This is a genomic window from Hyphomicrobium sp. (assembly GCF_041659645.1).
Taxonomy (GTDB): domain Bacteria; phylum Pseudomonadota; class Alphaproteobacteria; order Rhizobiales; family Hyphomicrobiaceae; genus Hyphomicrobium_B.
Genome location: NZ_JBAZXX010000001.1, coordinates 163,446 through 179,729, shown reverse-complemented (window position 1 = coordinate 179,729; position 16,284 = coordinate 163,446). Strand labels below are relative to the sequence as shown.

Genomic DNA, 16,284 nt, shown 5'->3' with positions numbered 1-16,284 from the left:
AGCAGGATATAAAATAACTTTCGCTCCCAACGATTTGAAAGCACGATCCCCGTACACGCAGGCGCTCAGGAAACTCGGGATCCGGACCTTATCTGCACCACTATGGAAGTCGATGGACCGGGTTTTCCGCAAGATCGGACCTAAGTCAGATATTATATTGCTGTACAGGGCTCCGACGGCAGCGCCGTTGTTCGACAAAGCGAGGCGAGCCGCGCCAAATGCGAAAATCATTTTCCACGCGGTTGACCTTCATTTTCTTCGCATGCAACGACAAGCGGAACTGACCGGTAATCAAGACCTGGCGAAAGCAGCCACGCAAACGCGGGTAGCAGAACTAGATTTGATGCAGAGAGCAGACGCGGCAATCGTTGTGAGTGCATCAGAGGAAGAGTTAGTACATCAACTCGTGCCGGGAGCTAATGTTCATCACATCCCAATTCTGCGAGAAACGCCTCATATACCTTGGAACCGTCAATACGAAAACCGGATTGGATTGCGAAAAATTTGTCGGCTCTACAGGCGAGCCTTGGCGCCCGATCCGATCAGGCGAGATCTGCTGTTTATAGGAGGATTTCTCCATTCACCAAACATTGATGCCGTAGAGTGGTTTGTTGGTGAGATATGGCCCAAGCTTCTCAGGCACGGCTTTCAAGACCGCTTCATTATAGCTGGCTCTCACATGCCAAATAGCATCACGCAATTAAACTCTGAACGGATTATCGCGAAAGGATACGTGCGAGATTTAGCACCGCTGTTTGCTGCAAGTCGGCTAACCGTCGCGCCGTTGCGCTACGGCGGAGGTGTTAAGGGAAAGATTGTCAGTAGCCTTAGCTATGGTGTTCCGGTCATTGCGACCTCAATTGCGGCGGAAGGGATGGGCTTAACGCATGGGAGTGATGTGCTCGTCGCCGACACTCCGGATCAAATTTCTAACCTAATCATGGACGCCTATTACGACAACAACGTTTGGCAGCGAATTTCTGCTAATGGATACGACGCCTTTATGGACCGTTTTTCTCAACCCTCTGGGACCAAGAAAATTATCGACCTCTTCGAAAACGTTCGGCGAAAATAATTACTTGATAGCGCCCGCGATTGACTTAGATCCGATGAGCGGGCGGTCCACTTCATTTCATCTTTGACAAACTTGAAGATCGAGGCAGGCGGTCGACGTCGTGACGGCGATCAATGTTCTGGAGCACGTATCGAATGATCGTAAGGACACCGCGCTACGTGGCGTGAATCAATCCGCCAAAGTCAAATAGCATCTATAATGCCAGCTTCACTGGCGCGCAGAAGCCCTAGTTTCATTTTGAAAAAATTTCCGACTGAGTTTCTTAAAAAGATTACCGAGCTTCCTTCTCCTTTTGGGCCGCGCCTCCCGAACTCCCATTTCATAATCACTACAAGTGTCGGCAATCCGAATAACGGTTTCTCTCAGAGTGGACGTAATATCGTCGAGAGATTGACACTGACTGCCAATTCCTAAATCCTGCACGTTGCAATCCGGAAACCAGTACTGTGAAAGGCAACCATTAAAGTATCGCCCATTAATTTCTCGATTAATTTCGCTGAAGCGTAATTCTATATCGGCTCTTTCTTGTCCACTTATTGAGACATTCAAGGACGCGCCGCAGGGAATATGTGCGGAAATAAGCTCTCTCAATTTTTGAGCGCGCCGCCATCCATCCTGAGAGTTGATCCTCCCCCACTGAATTTAGTCCGTCTCGAAGTATGGATTTTCCCCCGAGGGGGACGGATACGGCGAAGAGAAATTACGAGCCGGAAAGATCGTCTCGAAGCTGCGTCGGGCAGATGTGCTCATCGCGCAAGGCAGCAAGATTCCGAATGTCGTGCGGACGCTCGGCGTGACGCAGGTGACGTACTACCGCTGGCGGCGCAAGTTCGGAGGTCTGCAGACCGATCAGGTGAAGCGCATGAAGGACCTGGAGCTTGAGAACCGGCGTCTTCGCGAAGCGGTGTCTGACTCGACGCTTGATAAACTGATCCTGGTGGAGGCCGATCAGAGCCGATTGGCAATACTCCAGCAGAGTCAACCTGACGCTAGCTAAGCAGTTCGCAAGACCCGTCTAGTTGGCAAATTGCCTAAGAGATAGTCCCTGGCTTGGCAAAAGCGGCCTGCAATGGTTCGGCGGCGCGCCTTAGCGTCCAGTCGCTGGCACCGTACCTCGAGTTTTTTGCACTTCTCGCTTACTTCCAGAAGTTTGCTATTTAGTCTTTGCACCTCGCGCCTGAGCGCCGTTCGATCCAGCGTTTCAAAATCTGGCAGTACGGTCGCCTCACAGGGGGATGGTGGCGGAGTCTCGCTTAGTTCTCCTAATAGTATTTTTTCCGCGGAGCCTATCCGGACAAGTTTGCGGTTGACGACCGTCTCAACACAACGACAAAACTCGGCTTGAGTGAGCTTGGATTGGACAATCTCACCAAGCGCGCGATAGAGATATTCCGGATCGGAGACGAACCGAGGAAAAGAGAGAAATTTAATTGGAACTTCACGTCGGGCCAAGGGCTCAATCAAGGTGTACAATGAGTGAGCCAATATCCGCGCTTGATCCAGCGGTTCCAAGGAGTGCACCACTCCGCCCGGAACTGCCCCCCAATCTTTCCACGGATGTTCCAAAAAAGAATCGGGAGATCCACGCCTATAGCGGTGTTGTAACTCCAGAACTATTCGACTCGCAGCAGCATCGGCAAGATTTCTTATCGGAACCAAAACAGCATCTAATTGTATATCGGGGCAGTTCAACATCTCTTCGATGAATTGATAGCTCCACGGAGACTTCACTACATACGGCTGATCGTCACCGGCGAGAGGTAGGCTTTCGAGGCCGGCGTTAGCATCTTCGTCCCAAAACGTCCCTCCGGGGTGTCGCGCCAATTCCGTTTCAAACCCGCAAGCATCGAAAATGCGTACCAGCAAGCTCGTACCGGCACGTCCAGTTCCGGCTATCAAAAGATGGCTCCGCAATTCCAAACTCCTGAGCGATGGCGCACGCTTCAAAAAAGGGTCCGCCGCGGTACCTACGGCAAGCTGAGAGACGGCTATCCGTCCTGCGTTGAGGTGTCCAATATCCGTCGCCGTGCTGTCGGGGTCTACGGGTTCGGCATCGGTCATCCACATCATTTGGTGGCTTTCTGCTGCTTCTCTGAAGACGGGCGGCTGCGCTTCTTGCGCTCCTTCGTGCCGACAGGCCGAGTAAGCGTTGCTCTGTCCCTTCGCGTCGGGTCCGATCTGACGCTTGATAAACTGATCCTGGCGGAGGCTGCCAAGGGAAACTTCTAAGCCCCGCGCGCCGCCGCGTTTGTATTGACCATGTTCGACGTGAACTTCACGTCTCCGAGTGTCGTACCTGCGCGGCGCTCGGACAGCATCGGTCGACGCACCGCAAGGCGCCCACGGGGCGTGACGACGAAGAGCGGCTCACCGCTGATATCATCGAACTGGCTCGTCAGTGTGGGCGTTACGGCTATCGCAAGATCGCCGCTCTGCTGCGCCATGCCGGTTGGCTCATCAACGACAAGCGGGTCGAGCGCACCTTGCGGCGGGAGGGGCTGAAAGTTCCCTACAAGCAACCCAAACGCGGACGTCTGTGGCTGGCGGACGGCTCGTGCATTCGGCTACGCCCGGAATACCGGAACCATGTGTGGTCTTACGACTTCGTCGAAGATCGGACACACGAGGGGAGGAAATACCGCATGCTCAACGTCGTCGATGAGTTTACGCACGAGAGCCTGGCGATCAGAGTTCGGCGTAAACTCAGGGCAGAGCAGGTTCCGACGCGAAATAGGATGTGGTGTGAATCAATCCGCAGCCCGATTTGATTCAAGCGTATGGCGCAAAGGCCAAATAGCGTCCACGATTCCGGTCTTACGGCTGCGCGGTAGCTCTAGAATCACTTTGAAAAAATCTCCGTCTGAGCCGCTTTAAAAGCTTATGAAGCTTCCTTCTTCTTTTGGGCCGCACCTCCCGAAGTCTCATTTCGTAATCGCTACACGTGTCGGCGATACGAATAACGGTTTCTCTAAGAATGGACGTTATGTCGTCGAGAGATTGAGAATGACTGCCAATTCCTGGATCCTCCGCGTTACGATCCGGAAACCAGTCGTGTGAAAGGCGACCATCAAAGTATCGCTCACTAATCTCTCGATTAATTTCGCTGAAGCGCAATTTTATGTCGGTTCTTTCTTGTTCACTCATCGAGCCATTCAAGGACTCGCCGCAGGGAATGTGGGTCGAAATGATCTCTCTTAATTTTTGTGCCCGCCGCCATCCATTTTCAGATTCATGAAATTGGGATAGCCCGCAATTGACGTAGCTGAGAACTTGCAGACGCTGAGAATCAAATGACTGGTTTTCATCGTTCTCAAATTGTGCGCGCGGCAGCTCAATCTCCAACAGTTCACAGAAATCCTTGCGGATATCGCCGCCAATAAGGCGCGAGCGGTTGTATTCCCGCACGATAATGTTGGAGTCGCCAAATATGGAACCCCATAACTTGAGAGGCTCGAGATGGTTGAAGTACCGATTTTCAGGCGTAACATCGCTGGCGTTGAACGCCTTTGTTCTGCCGCAACGGACGCCCGTTGACCACGCGGCGAGTGAGAGATCGGACGGCTCACGGATGTAGTAGATAATTTTGATATCGTCAGTCCGCAAGGCAGCGCGCAGCATCGTGAGTTGATCGGCTTGAGTGAGCCGAGAAGAGAAATGCTCGCACGATAGAATAACTGGTGCGTCCGTCGATTCTACTAGACGCGTGAGCGCGCCAAGAACAAGCGGAAGCGTGCGCTGCCTTTTCTCACTTACAAACTCAACTCTTTGGCCAACCAAAGATGCGGCAATTGGAAAATGCGCAATGCTTTCAAAACAAATATTATGAGCTTCGCAAGGATAGAAGAAGCCAGCCTTCTTCAGCTCCGACGTGTTCCGAGTAAGGAAACGCTGGAGCGTCGTTGTGCCGGTTTTCTCGCCACCAATGTGTATGAATATTTGCCTGCTCATCGGCCCACCCTTCTTCGAAGGATGGCAGTCAATAGGCAAATTGGCATAGGCAAAAAGCCAGTAATCAGCGCGAGATCCACAGCTTTTTGGCGAACGTCTTGCCACATCGAGGGCAGTATGAGTAGCGGTCACTCCACCACGTTACAAAAACCTTTGACTACCGAACGATGATGTTCGTGCAGGCCCGCTCGCGCATGCTCAACGTCGTCGATGAGTTTATGCATGAAAGCCTGGCGATCAGAGCACGGTGTAACTCAATTCGATGGATGTCATCGACATACTGCGAGCTGCTCGACGAGCGCAGCGATTGGGACATATTCGTTCAGGCAATGGATCGGAGCTTATCGCCGAAGCCGCGCAGAAATGGATCGCAGTCGTCGGCGCGATGACGGCGGATATAGCGCCAAGCAGTCCTTGGGAAACGGGTAGCTCAAGACCTTTAACGCCCGGCTCAGAGACAAACTGCTGAACTGAGAAATCTTCTGCTTGCTCCGCCAGATCATCGCATGACACTCTGCACCGGAGTCCGACGGTACAATACTATCCTATCGGTTTGTCGTCGTTGCGACAACGCAGCCACGATCAGCTCCCGGCTTATGCTGTTGTGAGCTGGCGTATACGAACAAACTTCAAAAAAACAAAGATACTTTTTTCTGCGGGAGCACCTATTTGCTTGCGTTGAGCGCGCGCTCCTGCTCGATATCGTTGACCGGTGAATAATCGGAGCGCATCAGCTCCATCAGCACTTCATCGGATCGGCCATCCCGAGAAAATCGCGACAGCTGATATCGGCCGCATTCGCGAAAACCGCATCCGCGATAAAGCTCAATCGCGGAGTTTGACATGAGTAAATCGTTTACAGCCGGAAATTCCCCTCACTTCACCGCAATGGGCGCGGCTGCAGCGACCGAGGCTGCTGTCTAATTCCGGTCAGTCTTCAGAAATCGCCACTAAATGAACTTGTGGCAGAGGAAGACCGTCAGCGCCGCTAGAAAGATAATGGCTACGAGAAATCAGTCGGGTTAGGGAAATCGGAGTTGGTCAAAGCCGACACCGTTAAGTCGCCACCTCAATGGCTTAGTCGAGTAAGTCATTGAGGTGGCGGTGAGGATAAAAACGCCGGCGGCGCGTAACGCGGAGAAAGCGGCAAGAAATGGCATCAGGCTTCGGTGCGGGAACCGCAGGTGACGATTTGGGGCCAATTCAACCACTAGTCGAAGTGGGTCTTACGGCATGTCGGGAGACAACATTCACGTGGAAAACAGCGGACAGACGCGCGCCGACACTAGTGGCCGTCAACGCCAATAGGTTATGTGAAAGAATATCCTGGACTATTTCAGCCGCGTCGAAGGCTGTTGCTCAATCAAGGCCTCTTAGCCTTTCATGAACATCTTTGGTGTGATCTCCGTCCGGAACGAAGAGCGCTATCTGCCGGGCTTTCTGTTTCATCTTGCGCCGTATGTGAATGCTATAATCGCGCTGGACGACTGTTCGAGTGACGCCACAGCGGACATCCTTCGCTCGGAGCCCAAAGTTATATCGGTGCTGCGCGAGCACCGGTTGAGCCCGGCCCATGCCCATGAAGTCTCAAATCGCCATCGCCTCTTGACCGAGGCAGCGCGACTGGGAGCAGATTGGATTCTGTGCGCCGATGCCGATGAGAGGTTCGAGGAAAGGTTTCTGCGACGATTGCGGGTCGAGGCTCGCATGGGCGATGAGCGCGGCGAGCCTGTTCGTCTTTTGCAACTAGTCAATCTCTGGAATTCGCGGAATCATTATCGCGCCGACGGGCTGTGTCAGCCGCGCTGGAGTGCCCGCATGTTCCGTTTGCCCCCCACGATCACGCTGCGCAGCCCGGGGATGCATCAACCTTGGTTTCCGCAGGAATTGCAACACGAGTCCCGCGCTAACATGCGCGCCAATCTTTATCATTTGCGGATGATTGAACGGCAGGATCGGGTTGCGCGCTTCGAGAAATTTTCCATGGTCGATCCCGACAGCCGCGACCAGGCCGTAGGATACCGCCATCTCATCGACGAAGCAGGACTAAAGCTCAAAAGAATCTCGATGGGCAGAGGATATATCGATCTGGCTGAGGGAATTGGAGCCTTTGAGAACCCGATTCCGTCACGTGGGCGGTCATTTTTTGGCTGGCGAAAGCCAGCCAGACTGCAAAAGCCAGTGGAACCAGCGAAAAAATCGGAGCCAGAGATTCCGGAACTCCTCGGCTTCGATTTCAACGCGATATTTGCCGACCGGAGGCACCGAAGTTCATGATGTCCCTTCGCCCATCCGCCACACGGCGGAAAAACCTTCTGGTCTTTCATCTCGAAAGTGTTGCTTGGCAGAGGCTGTCAGCCTTTCCTGAAGCGTTTCCGCACTTGCACCGTCTGATGGAAACATCCCGCGTCTACCGATCGTATTTCTCGTCGGCGACCTCGACGCAGATGGCCATTTCGGCCTTTATGCACGGCAACGATGGCGAACTCGACGCTGCATCGGGTGTTTCGCGCCCTGCGGGCGACACGAAGAGCCTGTTTCTCGCGTTGGCGGAGACGGGATACAAAACCTCCTTCTTGTGCGCTAGCGCAATTTCCAAGGCGATGCTTCCGCTGCTTTCTGCCAGCGTGCCTCCCGTCTGGAGCACAAACGATTTTAGTGATCTCCTGGCGCAATTCGATCAGCGCGTAGAGGGGACACCATTCGCCATCTATATGTGGAATCTCGTGCCCCATATCGCAACCGACCTTGCGCTCGCGCCGTATGCCTCGTGCCTTGAGGACCTTATAGGTGGCGCGTGCGCTGTCACCGACACTCTTCTGGGTATGGTGCTCGACATCCTTCGCCGCCGGGGTCTCCTAGAAGAAACAACTATCATCGTCTATGGCGATCATGGCGACGATCACTGGACACATGGTTTCAAGAACGGCTTGCTGCATGGCCTGGAACCATTTACCCCTTTGGTGCATGCGCCACTAGTGATCTGCGATTCGGACGTGCCAATTGGCGCCGACAACAGGCTGGCGAGCACCGTCGATCTTGCGCCAACCTGCCTCGACCTTCTTGGTCTTTCTGGAATCGAAACGCGGTATCCCGCCGGGAAGAGCCTGACGGGCACGCAAATGCGATATGTCGCCTTTTCGCAGAACTTCACCGCAAACCAACCCGATTCGGCGGAACTCGACGTGCGAAAGTGTTTTGCTGCCATAGATCGGTCACACGCTCTATTGGTCAGCTCGCGCGGTCTCGAACTCTATGCCTACAAACTCGATCCGGGTAACCACAGCAACCTGCTGAATCATTTCGAACTGACTGATGACGGTAGGCTCCGCCTACAGGAACTACAGCAGAAGCCGCATCCGCATTACGATACCATTCGGCACATGTGGCAGAGCAACAATGCATTGCAGGATACATTCACTAACCTGCGTGGGGCGCTGAAGGATCATGTCGCGGCTAAGAATGCTTATGTAATTGCGCGCAGAAATCCCGATGAAGCGTTGGCAGTTCTCGATCTCAAAACGTGCGACCGAATTAACCGGCACGGATACGATAGCTTCTTCGGATCGGCTGAGATGAAACCGCATTTGCCGACGAGAGAAACTTCCCGTTCGCGCCGCGACGACATAACTCGTCGGATTTGGGGAACGACGGCAGCCGCGGCCGCTTACAGATAATGGACGTTCAGGTCCTCGTTCAAGCCGCAGGAAGCGGTGTGCGTCTGGGGCGAGGTCCGAAGGCCTTTGTGCGTCTGGGTGACCGCACACTTTTGGAACATGCGGTACGTCTAGCGAAGAAGATCTCGAAGTCCACGATCGTCGCTGTGCCGACATCCGACATCAAAAGGGCGACGGATCTTGTCGGTGGCGAAGGCGTCACGATTATCTGCGGTGCCTCCAGCAGGAGTGAAACTACCCGTCGGCTAATCGCCGAGGCCACAGCACCGTGGTTGCTGCTTCATGATGTGGTACACCCATTTGCGAGCCTCGATCTTGTCGAACGGTTGATTGGTGAGGCACGGAGGAGCGGCGCCGCTGCTCCCGGCTTAGCCAATTCCGAATTTCTGTATGATCAGGCCGGCGTTTTACTTCATGCTCCGGGGGACGTCCTGATTGGGCAAAAGCCCGTTATTTTTTCCCGTGATGCTGTTCTTGCTGGATATGCCTGCACTCCCCCATCCAAGGGAAGCTCCGATCCCAGCCTTCTCGATATTCTGAAGCGCGGCGGAGTACACACAAAGTTCGTCAACGGAAGTCCGACCAACATTAAAATCACCACCGAAGGCGATTTACACTTGGCAGAGGCCCTGATGGCGGCGAAAAAAGTGTGATAAATTAATCCAGTCGATCGCGGCCGCGCTATTAATATCACCTTTCGAAAACTACAATCTCCGTTCGCCCGCCAAGAGCAAGCGAATTGCAGCTTTGAGCCTAACGGCGATTTAAAAAGGAAGTGTGGGCCGTCGCTGATAGGCTCCCACCGAGTGGCCCAAGTCCAATGTTAATTTATGGCGCGTCCCTTCCCTAGAGACGGCATGGACGATGGAGCGGGCGCGGCCCGCTATTGAGCCCAAGCAGCCCAGTACGGGAACAAGACTTCCGGGGCCGGCGACTTATTGGCCGAGCGAGGTGTGTGGTCGCACGGCATTGTAATGTCGGCGCCAGCTCTCGATGATCTGAGCCGTGAGTTGAAGCTCTCGACAAAGCCGTTTTCCCAAGACTGCCAAGCCGCCGCCAGGGTCACAATAGCTCGAAGCCGACACCAGGCAGCGGATCAGTCTCTTCGAACATAACTCAGCAACCCCAAGTCGAAAAAGCAATCGCTCGCCACGCTCGTGCCGCTGGCGATTTGACTGTCCAGTAGGAGCCCAGTTCAACGTCGGCCGTCTCGGGTTTCAAATTATTCCAACCGCCCCAAGAATAGATCGTTATCTCTCCAACAAATATCTCTCCACGACAGGCATACAGATCAACCCGCACATGATCTAAATCGCGGCCAAGTCCCTCCGCGAGGTCAATCATAGCTTGCAGATCTCGAGGCGGCGGAGGATCATCCTGAAGCGGAGTTCGACGACCCAACCATGGCAACCGCTCCCAATTCTTGCGATGGAAGGAGGAGCGAGACTTTCGGTCCTTCTCTGTGACGATACTATTAATCACCCGCACAACACCGTCGAAGACGAAAAGCTTATACTCAATCGGCGGCCGGCCATCTTCGACGGTCAAAAGTCTTTCAACAATGATCCGACGAGGAACCTTGAGATAGCCGGGCTCGATGCTGAGAGAGCCGTGACAGTGTCGCAACCAGCCGCTTATCTCGGTCTTGATCGCGTCGGCATCATAGCCCGGTTGGTCGACGATAATGGTCTGCTTCCAGCCGTGGGTGCTTTTAATTACAAAAGGCAGACCCATCGTCGTTAAATCCAGTTTTTCAAGATCGTCGCCGAGCCACAATACGGGAACTAAGTGGGCACCAAACCCGCGCTCCTCGATGAAGGACCGGACTTGAAACTTGTCTGAGAATAGGGTGAAGAGCTCGTTGGTATCGAATAGTTTGCGCCACTGCATTTTCTCGCCGAACGATGCCGGCCGAAAGAGTCTCGGATAGCGTCCAAACTTCCTGCGATACCGCTCTCGGACCAAGTAGATTCGATTGAGCCAATCGCCAAGCCGCCGAAACATTGGCTACCTATGTGAATACAAGGCGTAGATGGGTCAGCGTGTCTTGGTCCTCAAAGCCGCGATGAACGGCCCAGACGTCGCCCTGGCCGTCAAAATGAAACCGGTGCAGAGAGTGCCGAATGGGCTCTTGTCCGACGATTTCATAGCCAAATGTCCTTTGATACCATTTAACCGCGCGAGGGTCGTCGCTCCATGTGTGAACGTCTCTCGCGCCATGCTCTCGCATTTGATCCTGCCGCCGCTGTTGCAATAGTTTACCCACTCCTCGCGTTCGACCGGTGTCGGTTACTGATATCAGAATAGTTTTCGCCGACAGCTTTGATCTGTCGCGCCAGTCCCAACAGCAGAAACCCAAAATCTCGTTCCCATCGTCAGCGACCCAGCATTTATCGGTCAGGTCGATGTGGGAAATCGTATTGCGGACCGTCAGAATATGTTCGCCGTCGAAGTCGACATCCACGCGTTGCTTGTCGCCCCACAAAACGTGCACATTGTAAAATCGCAAACAACGGAAAATTGCGCTAAGATCTGAATATTCAGGGGTTCTTATCGCAATGCTTTGCGCGTAACGAGGTTCCGCTATCGTCATTTGCAACCCCCGATTGGATGCGGTCACACTATTGGTTTTCCCGATTGGAACCGCCCGTCTCGGCATTGATGGGCAAACAATCTAAAGCCGTTACTCCGTGCAATGACGTACTTGCGTTCGCCGACGTGGGTTGTCTAAATGCGATGCGGATCGCGACTCCATTTAATGGGCCTTCAATCAATAACTTCGGATCGTGGTTGAGCGACACGCCCGCGATGTTCGTTTCGACCGTTGTGTTCGTAGAATGCAGTCCCGTAGAGGCCGCAAGTCGAGCATGAAAGCTTGCTTCCGCATTCATTCGCCCAACAGCGAACGCCTTCGGTCCTGTCGAGCAGTAAGCGTTCAAGGTGCAGATTCCGAGACGACTTCACGACAACGACCTCGCCGTCCACTGCCGTTTCCCTTAGGTAAGAGGACAAAGCTTGCACAGTCGAGAAGGCTCGAAATTTTCCGCTTTCGACGTCCTCGGCTGGCGCACGCGCCTTGTGACTCCATGGGCCCACGAAGCAAACCTCGTCAGCTACCTGGGCAGCCGCAGCGTAAGTGTCCTTGTACTTCCTCGTTGCGTTGCCCGAGTAGTCGCTGATTTGTCCCATAACAAATCGCTTCCTGGATGCCCTAATCGTACTCAAAGTTTCCAAGGGAAGATAAATGCTATGGAAGGGCGCCTTTGCCGTATCGAGGATCATCCTGATCCCGCCATCGAGCCTATGCATGCTCATACGTCCGCGGATCGGGGCAAACGATGCGATTCGAGCGGCAATGTTTTGCGGAGAGACGCCAAGTTCCAGTGCACAGGTGGCGGCCGCGGCGACAGATAGCCAATTGTATTTTCCAAGAAGCTTCGTTCGCACCGGCAAGCTGAGATCGGCGCTCGTCAGCGTGAACGATAAATAGGCGTCTGAGCATTCGGATATGTTGGTGACCTTGTACTCGCCGCCAGTGGTCCCAAAGGACACTGAGCGCGCGCGAGTTAATCCTGACATCGCTCGCGTCCTCGGATCGTCGAAATTCAGAATCGCCAGTCCGTCGTTAGGCAACTTCTCAACGAAGGCCGCTTTTTCTTTCGCTACGGCATCGATCGAGCGAAACGACGCGTAATGCTCCATGGCGACAAGGGTGACGATGGCCACGTCGGGCCTCAGAAGATTAGCCGCGCGCGCCAGTTGACCCGGTGCTTCGGTGCCCTGCTCAATCACAGCGTACCGATCGCTTGGCTCCAGCGCCGACAGCGCTCTGACGGCCTGCGTGTAGCCATTGCTCAATGCCTGCGACAGGACTTGCGCTTCGCCGGAAAGAATATGCTTCAACAAAGCAACAGTCGTGGTTTTCCCGCTGCTTCCTGTGACCACTACGACGGTCGCGGCGGTCCAGTAACGTTTGGATTTTGCGTAAAGCTCGCGCGCTTTCGTTCGAACGCGCTTGCGGAATTTTTTTAGAATCTTCGGAATTTCACTGATCGCATCGATCACTTGGGGTACCCCGAATATTCAATTGCAAACGCCTACAGGAGCACAGACGGAGGACATAGTTGCGGGAATGCAATATTCCCAAAATTTGCGATGAACGTGAGTCAGAAATGCTAGCGCAGAGACTTTGTCAGTCGCTGCCACTTGATCCCCTCAATCGAGCCTGTCTCGTCGACCTCTTTCATAAAAGCGAGGTCGTCTTTGGAAACCGCGACGATCTTCGGCGGCAGCAAGGCTGCGATGGAATCGTCAATTAGTTCAGCCGGGAGCCATTCAATCTTTCCGAAGCGAACAGGTTTGCGCCGGATACCCCGGATTGCGCCAAGCGTCCGGGCGCGCGTGACGGCGACGACGAATATGCTGGCTGGCGACCCAAGCTCGGTGACCATGACGAAGCCGGCCGCAGCCTTGTAGATCATGAATTTTCGCAAAACATCGAGTTGCCGAAGCCGATCCTCGATGCCCGGTTTCAATTGCACGAACGCTGCGTGATCGCCGTCGGGAGTGAACACGCGAAAACGGGGTACAAAGGACACGCCGATTTTGATGATGTGTTGTGAATAGCTAAACTCCGCTTCAATCTCGGCCTATAGGTATCAATCCTCAAATCCTCTACGTCACACGGTCCATGGGCTGCGCTTGCGACCATGGATGCAATGACGTGCCGGTTGCCTTCAGCGTAACGCGCAGCCCGGAGCAAATGATCCACATCGCGGCGGCGGAGCCGAAGTCTCGCGCGAGCCTGCGAGGCCCCCGGCCCGCGGAAGCCCGACAGAATGCGCAATATTCCGAGAGACGACGCCCGGGTCGCCCTCTGATACTCACCAACGACCGGTCATTGGTTCGGTATCGGCCAATCGACCGCGGCGGATTTCTTTTATCCGTTCTGAACGAATTGCTTCGCGGCCGGCGCTTGCAACGACGACTTTTTTCGAGCTTTTTAAGGCGAGACATGACCAAAACGGCTGTATTGTGGGACTTTCATCCGAACGAACGCCTGGCGCTTTTCATTGACGGCGCCAACCTTTATGCAACCTCTAAATCTCTCGGGATCGATATCGACTACAAGCGATTGCTGCATTTCTTCCGTGAAAAAACGCGGTTGATTCGAGCGAGCTACTACACGGCCTTGGCTGACGATCAGGAATTTTCATCGGTCCGCCCGCTCGTCGACTGGCTGGATTACAACGGCTTCACGATGGTCACAAAACCCGTGAAGGAATTCCTAGATGCCTCTGGTCGTCGCAAGTTCAAGGGCAACATGGATATGGAGCTGGCGGTCGACGCCATGCGGCTTGCCAACAATGTGGATCATTTGGTTATATTTTCAGGAGATGGCGACTTTCGCAGTCTTGTCTCGGCGCTTCAAACGATGGGCAAGCGCGTGAGCGTGGTCTCGACCCTTCAAACCCAGCCCCCAATGGTCGCCGATGAACTCCGCCGGCAGGCTGACCAATTCATTGATTTGGCGGATCTCAAGCAGGAGATCGGCCGCCGCGAGACACAGGGGCAGCAACGCCACCCGATCAAAAAACCGGTGTAGTTCGGCACGAATTGGAAGACGACGGCGGTCTTAGATTACTCGCTAATCCAGGGTACCGGTCGGGAGGTTCCGGCCGCCACCATCTGCCAAAAAGCGTTAAGCATCGCAGCATCGTGAAATTCTTGCAGCCGACAAATCTTGAAACCTTCGAAGTGCATGATTTGCCTGTAACTGCCGATAAGCTGGAGCCCCGTCGCTTTATGCACAGCGCACGTCGCCACACGAGCTCGTGCAACATCATATTCGAATTAGAAATGCTCAACAGACGTGGCGCTCTCCAATACGGGCAAAACCGGCGCCAGCATTGCGCGTAATCCGGCCTTGCCGACAGCCGTCAGCGGCTCGCCATTAGGGCCTCCAGCATTACTTGTGTAGACAAGCTCTTCGGGATAGTAATCGAACATGCCATCTAGGTTTCGATTGTTCCACGCTGCGTGACCAGCCTCGACGATGGCTTTTTTGCGGGTGTCCAAATTGAGTTTTCGCTGTCCTAAGGGGTAGTGTCCAGCGTTGCTCATCTCGAAGGTCAAGCTCGGCTAATTCAATTGCTGCTCGTCCACGAACGCCCGTCGCAAAAGCATATTTCGACTTCCCGCTGGTGCTCTCGAAGCGTCTGTCTAATCGACAGCAAAAGCTCGCGGTCCATTTTCTGCAACGCTTCCGGCGAAGTCTGTTCAAGTTCGCGGATAATGGAAATAATGCGTGTTGGGTCTAACGGCATGAGTGATGCTCTTCGAACAATCTCTCGACGCTAGTTAGCCAGGCGATCATCCGAACCGATTTGCAGAAGAGCAGTTTCAACGGCGCCTTTTAGTCCCGTTAATGCTCTGTGTAGGGAGAGCAGACATTCCCTGTCGGAAGTCGCCAAGACGTCGCCATGCGCGTCATCCAACGCTCGACAGAAGTCTTTGAATAGGGAGGCTTTAGCGGTCATTCGTACTCTCAATATCGATCGCCTACATAACTACATCGACATATCGGGCAAAATATCGCCGCACTGCAACAAATATAAAATTGCCAAGTGCGGTTGTTGACATCGTAATTAATTTCAGTGTTTGTGTGCCTCCCCTTGCAATTCGAATATCAATTGGAGCTATGAATGGCCGCCATCAACGTCAAAAGTTTGAGCCTCAAGGAACTTGTTAGCCTGGAGGGCAAACTTCAATTCGCTATTATCGAAGCGCGGTCCCGTGAACGTTCTGAAATTAAAAAGAAGCTCGCCGCTTTGGCGGCAACATCCGGCTTTTCATTGGCGGAATTGTTTGGCTCTTCGAAAGGTGCCAAGAAGCCTGTCGGAATTGCGAAATACGCAAACCCTGAAGACAAGTCGTCGACATGGACTGGTCGCGGTCGTAAGCCGACGTGGCTCGTTATTCGGTTGAAGAAGGGTGCGAAATTGGAAGATTTCGCAATCTGAGTTCGTCAACATTTCAAATGTAGTGGGCATCGCTCTCCTTTGCCAGTGCGGTGCCCTTGGGTTTCCGATTGATCGTGTGTTAGAAAAGTCCCGGTTGCCCTTCATACTTCTTCGCGTTGGCATTTCGCGTGCGCGGCTGCTCCTCCATCGTCCAGTTACCGCCATCCTCGAATGTCTGAAACACCGCCTTTACGTCAGCCAGTGAACCTTGCTCCTCGCCAAGCCAGGTCGCCCAATCGTCCGACTGAAGTGTGGCCGGCATTCTGTCGGTAATTTTCGAAATCAGGGCGTTGGCTGGCGTCGTCACCTGAATGAACGTGTCCAGTGTATCAGGGCCGTTCGGCTACTCCTCGCAAATCACGTCTATCGCAATCGGCTGTCCGTCGTGATGACCCATTGCTTCGTCTTGCCGTTCGGCAACTCTTCGCCTTCGTTGAACGTGTGGACGACGAGAATGACGCGACCGTGAGCGAAGGCATTGTCGAACGTCGGTCGTCGGTCGATTGTTTCAGACCGAACGTGCATGTGGTTTGGCTGAACGGGATTACCACCACCCTGCCTG

The 16,284-nt window shown here is 53.9% G+C and carries 16 protein-coding genes and 3 pseudogenes; 8 read left to right on the top strand and 11 right to left on the bottom strand.

What is annotated here, in order from left to right:
• Positions 1–112: 112 nt before the first annotated feature.
• Complete coding sequence (locus WC811_RS00830) at positions 113–1,075, top strand: glycosyltransferase (protein WP_372639899.1); 963 nt, start codon at positions 113–115, stop codon at positions 1,073–1,075.
• 715 nt (positions 1,076–1,790) lie between these two features.
• Positions 1,791–2,009: pseudogene (locus WC811_RS00825) on the top strand (transposase); the annotation flags it as partial.
• Between the two features lie 59 nt (positions 2,010–2,068).
• On the opposite strand, the gene WC811_RS00820 reads toward WC811_RS00825, so the two are convergent.
• Positions 2,069–3,145 carry a hypothetical protein gene (locus tag WC811_RS00820; protein ID WP_372639897.1) on the bottom strand — a complete coding sequence of 359 codons (1,077 nt, stop codon included), beginning with the start codon at positions 3,143–3,145 and terminating at the stop codon, positions 2,069–2,071.
• A 93-nt stretch (positions 3,146–3,238) separates the two neighbouring features.
• Here WC811_RS00820 and WC811_RS00815 point away from each other — a divergent pair.
• A pseudogene (locus WC811_RS00815) lies at positions 3,239–3,795 on the top strand (IS3 family transposase); the annotation flags it as partial.
• A gap of 94 nt (positions 3,796–3,889) precedes the next feature.
• On the opposite strand, the gene WC811_RS00810 reads toward WC811_RS00815, so the two are convergent.
• Together WC811_RS00810 and WC811_RS00805 are read right to left on the bottom strand one after the other, a co-directional pair.
• Positions 3,890–5,155, bottom strand: a complete 1,266-nt coding sequence (locus WC811_RS00810) for a hypothetical protein (RefSeq protein WP_372639895.1) — start codon at positions 5,153–5,155, stop codon at positions 3,890–3,892.
• A 533-nt stretch (positions 5,156–5,688) separates the two neighbouring features.
• Entirely contained in the window at positions 5,689–5,868 is a 180-nt protein-coding gene (locus WC811_RS00805; protein ID WP_372639893.1) for a hypothetical protein, read from the bottom strand.
• Positions 5,869–6,406: 538 nt separating this feature from the next.
• Here WC811_RS00805 and WC811_RS00800 point away from each other — a divergent pair.
• The 3 genes from WC811_RS00800 to WC811_RS00790 are packed head-to-tail and all read left to right on the top strand — an operon-like array spanning position 6,407 to position 9,353.
• Positions 6,407–7,300: a glycosyltransferase family 2 protein gene (locus WC811_RS00800; protein WP_372639891.1), complete on the top strand. Its 894-nt coding sequence runs from the start codon at positions 6,407–6,409 to the stop codon at positions 7,298–7,300.
• Positions 7,297–8,700, top strand: coding sequence for a sulfatase-like hydrolase/transferase (locus WC811_RS00795; RefSeq protein WP_372639888.1), 1,404 nt, complete (start codon positions 7,297–7,299; stop codon positions 8,698–8,700). Before WC811_RS00800 ends, WC811_RS00795 begins: the two co-directional genes overlap by 4 nt.
• On the top strand, positions 8,700–9,353 hold the full coding sequence (locus tag WC811_RS00790; RefSeq protein WP_372639886.1) for a 2-C-methyl-D-erythritol 4-phosphate cytidylyltransferase: 654 nt from the start codon (positions 8,700–8,702) through the stop codon (positions 9,351–9,353). Before WC811_RS00795 ends, WC811_RS00790 begins: the two co-directional genes overlap by 1 nt.
• A gap of 230 nt (positions 9,354–9,583) precedes the next feature.
• Here WC811_RS00790 and WC811_RS00785 read toward each other — a convergent pair.
• From WC811_RS00785 to WC811_RS00765, 5 genes and pseudogenes are all read right to left on the bottom strand, one after another.
• Positions 9,584–9,739 (bottom strand): annotated as a pseudogene (locus WC811_RS00785) (integrase core domain-containing protein); the annotation flags it as partial.
• Between the two features lie 77 nt (positions 9,740–9,816).
• A complete protein-coding gene (locus WC811_RS00780; protein WP_372639884.1) occupies positions 9,817–10,590 on the bottom strand; it encodes an ATP-grasp fold amidoligase family protein in 774 nt (257 codons plus the stop codon).
• Positions 10,591–10,711: 121 nt separating this feature from the next.
• Positions 10,712–11,293 carry an N-acetyltransferase family protein gene (locus WC811_RS00775; protein WP_372639881.1) on the bottom strand — a complete coding sequence of 194 codons (582 nt, stop codon included), beginning with the start codon at positions 11,291–11,293 and terminating at the stop codon, positions 10,712–10,714.
• Between the two features lie 173 nt (positions 11,294–11,466).
• Positions 11,467–12,765 (bottom strand): Mur ligase family protein, encoded by a 1,299-nt coding sequence (locus WC811_RS00770; RefSeq protein WP_372639879.1) that lies wholly within the window; start codon positions 12,763–12,765, stop codon positions 11,467–11,469.
• A 110-nt stretch (positions 12,766–12,875) separates the two neighbouring features.
• Positions 12,876–13,298 (bottom strand): hypothetical protein, encoded by a 423-nt coding sequence (locus WC811_RS00765; protein WP_372639877.1) that lies wholly within the window; start codon positions 13,296–13,298, stop codon positions 12,876–12,878.
• 416 nt (positions 13,299–13,714) lie between these two features.
• On the opposite strand from WC811_RS00765, the gene WC811_RS00760 reads away from it, so the two are divergent.
• The gene (locus WC811_RS00760; RefSeq protein WP_372639874.1) at positions 13,715–14,305 is read left to right on the top strand and encodes an NYN domain-containing protein; all 591 of its coding nucleotides are present in this window, start codon (positions 13,715–13,717) and stop codon (positions 14,303–14,305) included.
• A gap of 248 nt (positions 14,306–14,553) precedes the next feature.
• Here WC811_RS00760 and WC811_RS00755 read toward each other — a convergent pair whose 3' ends face one another.
• Positions 14,554–14,778: a hypothetical protein gene (locus WC811_RS00755; RefSeq protein WP_372639872.1), complete on the bottom strand. Its 225-nt coding sequence runs from the start codon at positions 14,776–14,778 to the stop codon at positions 14,554–14,556.
• A gap of 626 nt (positions 14,779–15,404) precedes the next feature.
• Here WC811_RS00755 and WC811_RS00750 point away from each other — a divergent pair.
• Complete coding sequence (locus WC811_RS00750) at positions 15,405–15,722, top strand: H-NS family nucleoid-associated regulatory protein (RefSeq protein WP_372639869.1); 318 nt, start codon at positions 15,405–15,407, stop codon at positions 15,720–15,722.
• Between the two features lie 79 nt (positions 15,723–15,801).
• On the opposite strand, the gene WC811_RS00745 is transcribed toward WC811_RS00750, so the two are convergent.
• On the bottom strand, positions 15,802–16,047 hold the full coding sequence (locus WC811_RS00745; RefSeq protein ID WP_372641720.1) for an SOS response-associated peptidase family protein: 246 nt from the start codon (positions 16,045–16,047) through the stop codon (positions 15,802–15,804).
• Between the two features lie 38 nt (positions 16,048–16,085).
• Entirely contained in the window at positions 16,086–16,247 is a 162-nt protein-coding gene (locus WC811_RS00740; RefSeq protein ID WP_372639867.1) for a hypothetical protein, read from the bottom strand.
• Positions 16,248–16,284 lie beyond the last annotated feature (37 nt).

Excerpts from the sequence above, each read along its gene's own strand:
- WC811_RS00830 (WP_372639899.1), top strand. The coding sequence starts at position 113 with ATGGACCGGGTTTTCCGCAAGATCGGACCTAAGTCAGATATTATATTG.
- WC811_RS00820 (WP_372639897.1), bottom strand. The coding sequence starts at position 3,145 with ATGATGTGGATGACCGATGCCGAACCCGTAGACCCCGACAGCACGGCG.
- WC811_RS00805 (WP_372639893.1), bottom strand. The coding sequence starts at position 5,868 with ATGTCAAACTCCGCGATTGAGCTTTATCGCGGATGCGGTTTTCGCGAA.
- WC811_RS00800 (WP_372639891.1), top strand. The coding sequence starts at position 6,407 with ATGAACATCTTTGGTGTGATCTCCGTCCGGAACGAAGAGCGCTATCTG.
- WC811_RS00795 (WP_372639888.1), top strand. The coding sequence starts at position 7,297 with ATGATGTCCCTTCGCCCATCCGCCACACGGCGGAAAAACCTTCTGGTC.
- WC811_RS00790 (WP_372639886.1), top strand. The coding sequence starts at position 8,700 with ATGGACGTTCAGGTCCTCGTTCAAGCCGCAGGAAGCGGTGTGCGTCTG.
- WC811_RS00780 (WP_372639884.1), bottom strand. The coding sequence starts at position 10,590 with ATGCAGTGGCGCAAACTATTCGATACCAACGAGCTCTTCACCCTATTC.
- WC811_RS00775 (WP_372639881.1), bottom strand. The coding sequence starts at position 11,293 with ATGACGATAGCGGAACCTCGTTACGCGCAAAGCATTGCGATAAGAACC.
- WC811_RS00760 (WP_372639874.1), top strand. The coding sequence starts at position 13,715 with ATGACCAAAACGGCTGTATTGTGGGACTTTCATCCGAACGAACGCCTG.
- WC811_RS00750 (WP_372639869.1), top strand. The coding sequence starts at position 15,405 with ATGGCCGCCATCAACGTCAAAAGTTTGAGCCTCAAGGAACTTGTTAGC.
- WC811_RS00740 (WP_372639867.1), bottom strand. The coding sequence starts at position 16,247 with ATGCACGTTCGGTCTGAAACAATCGACCGACGACCGACGTTCGACAAT.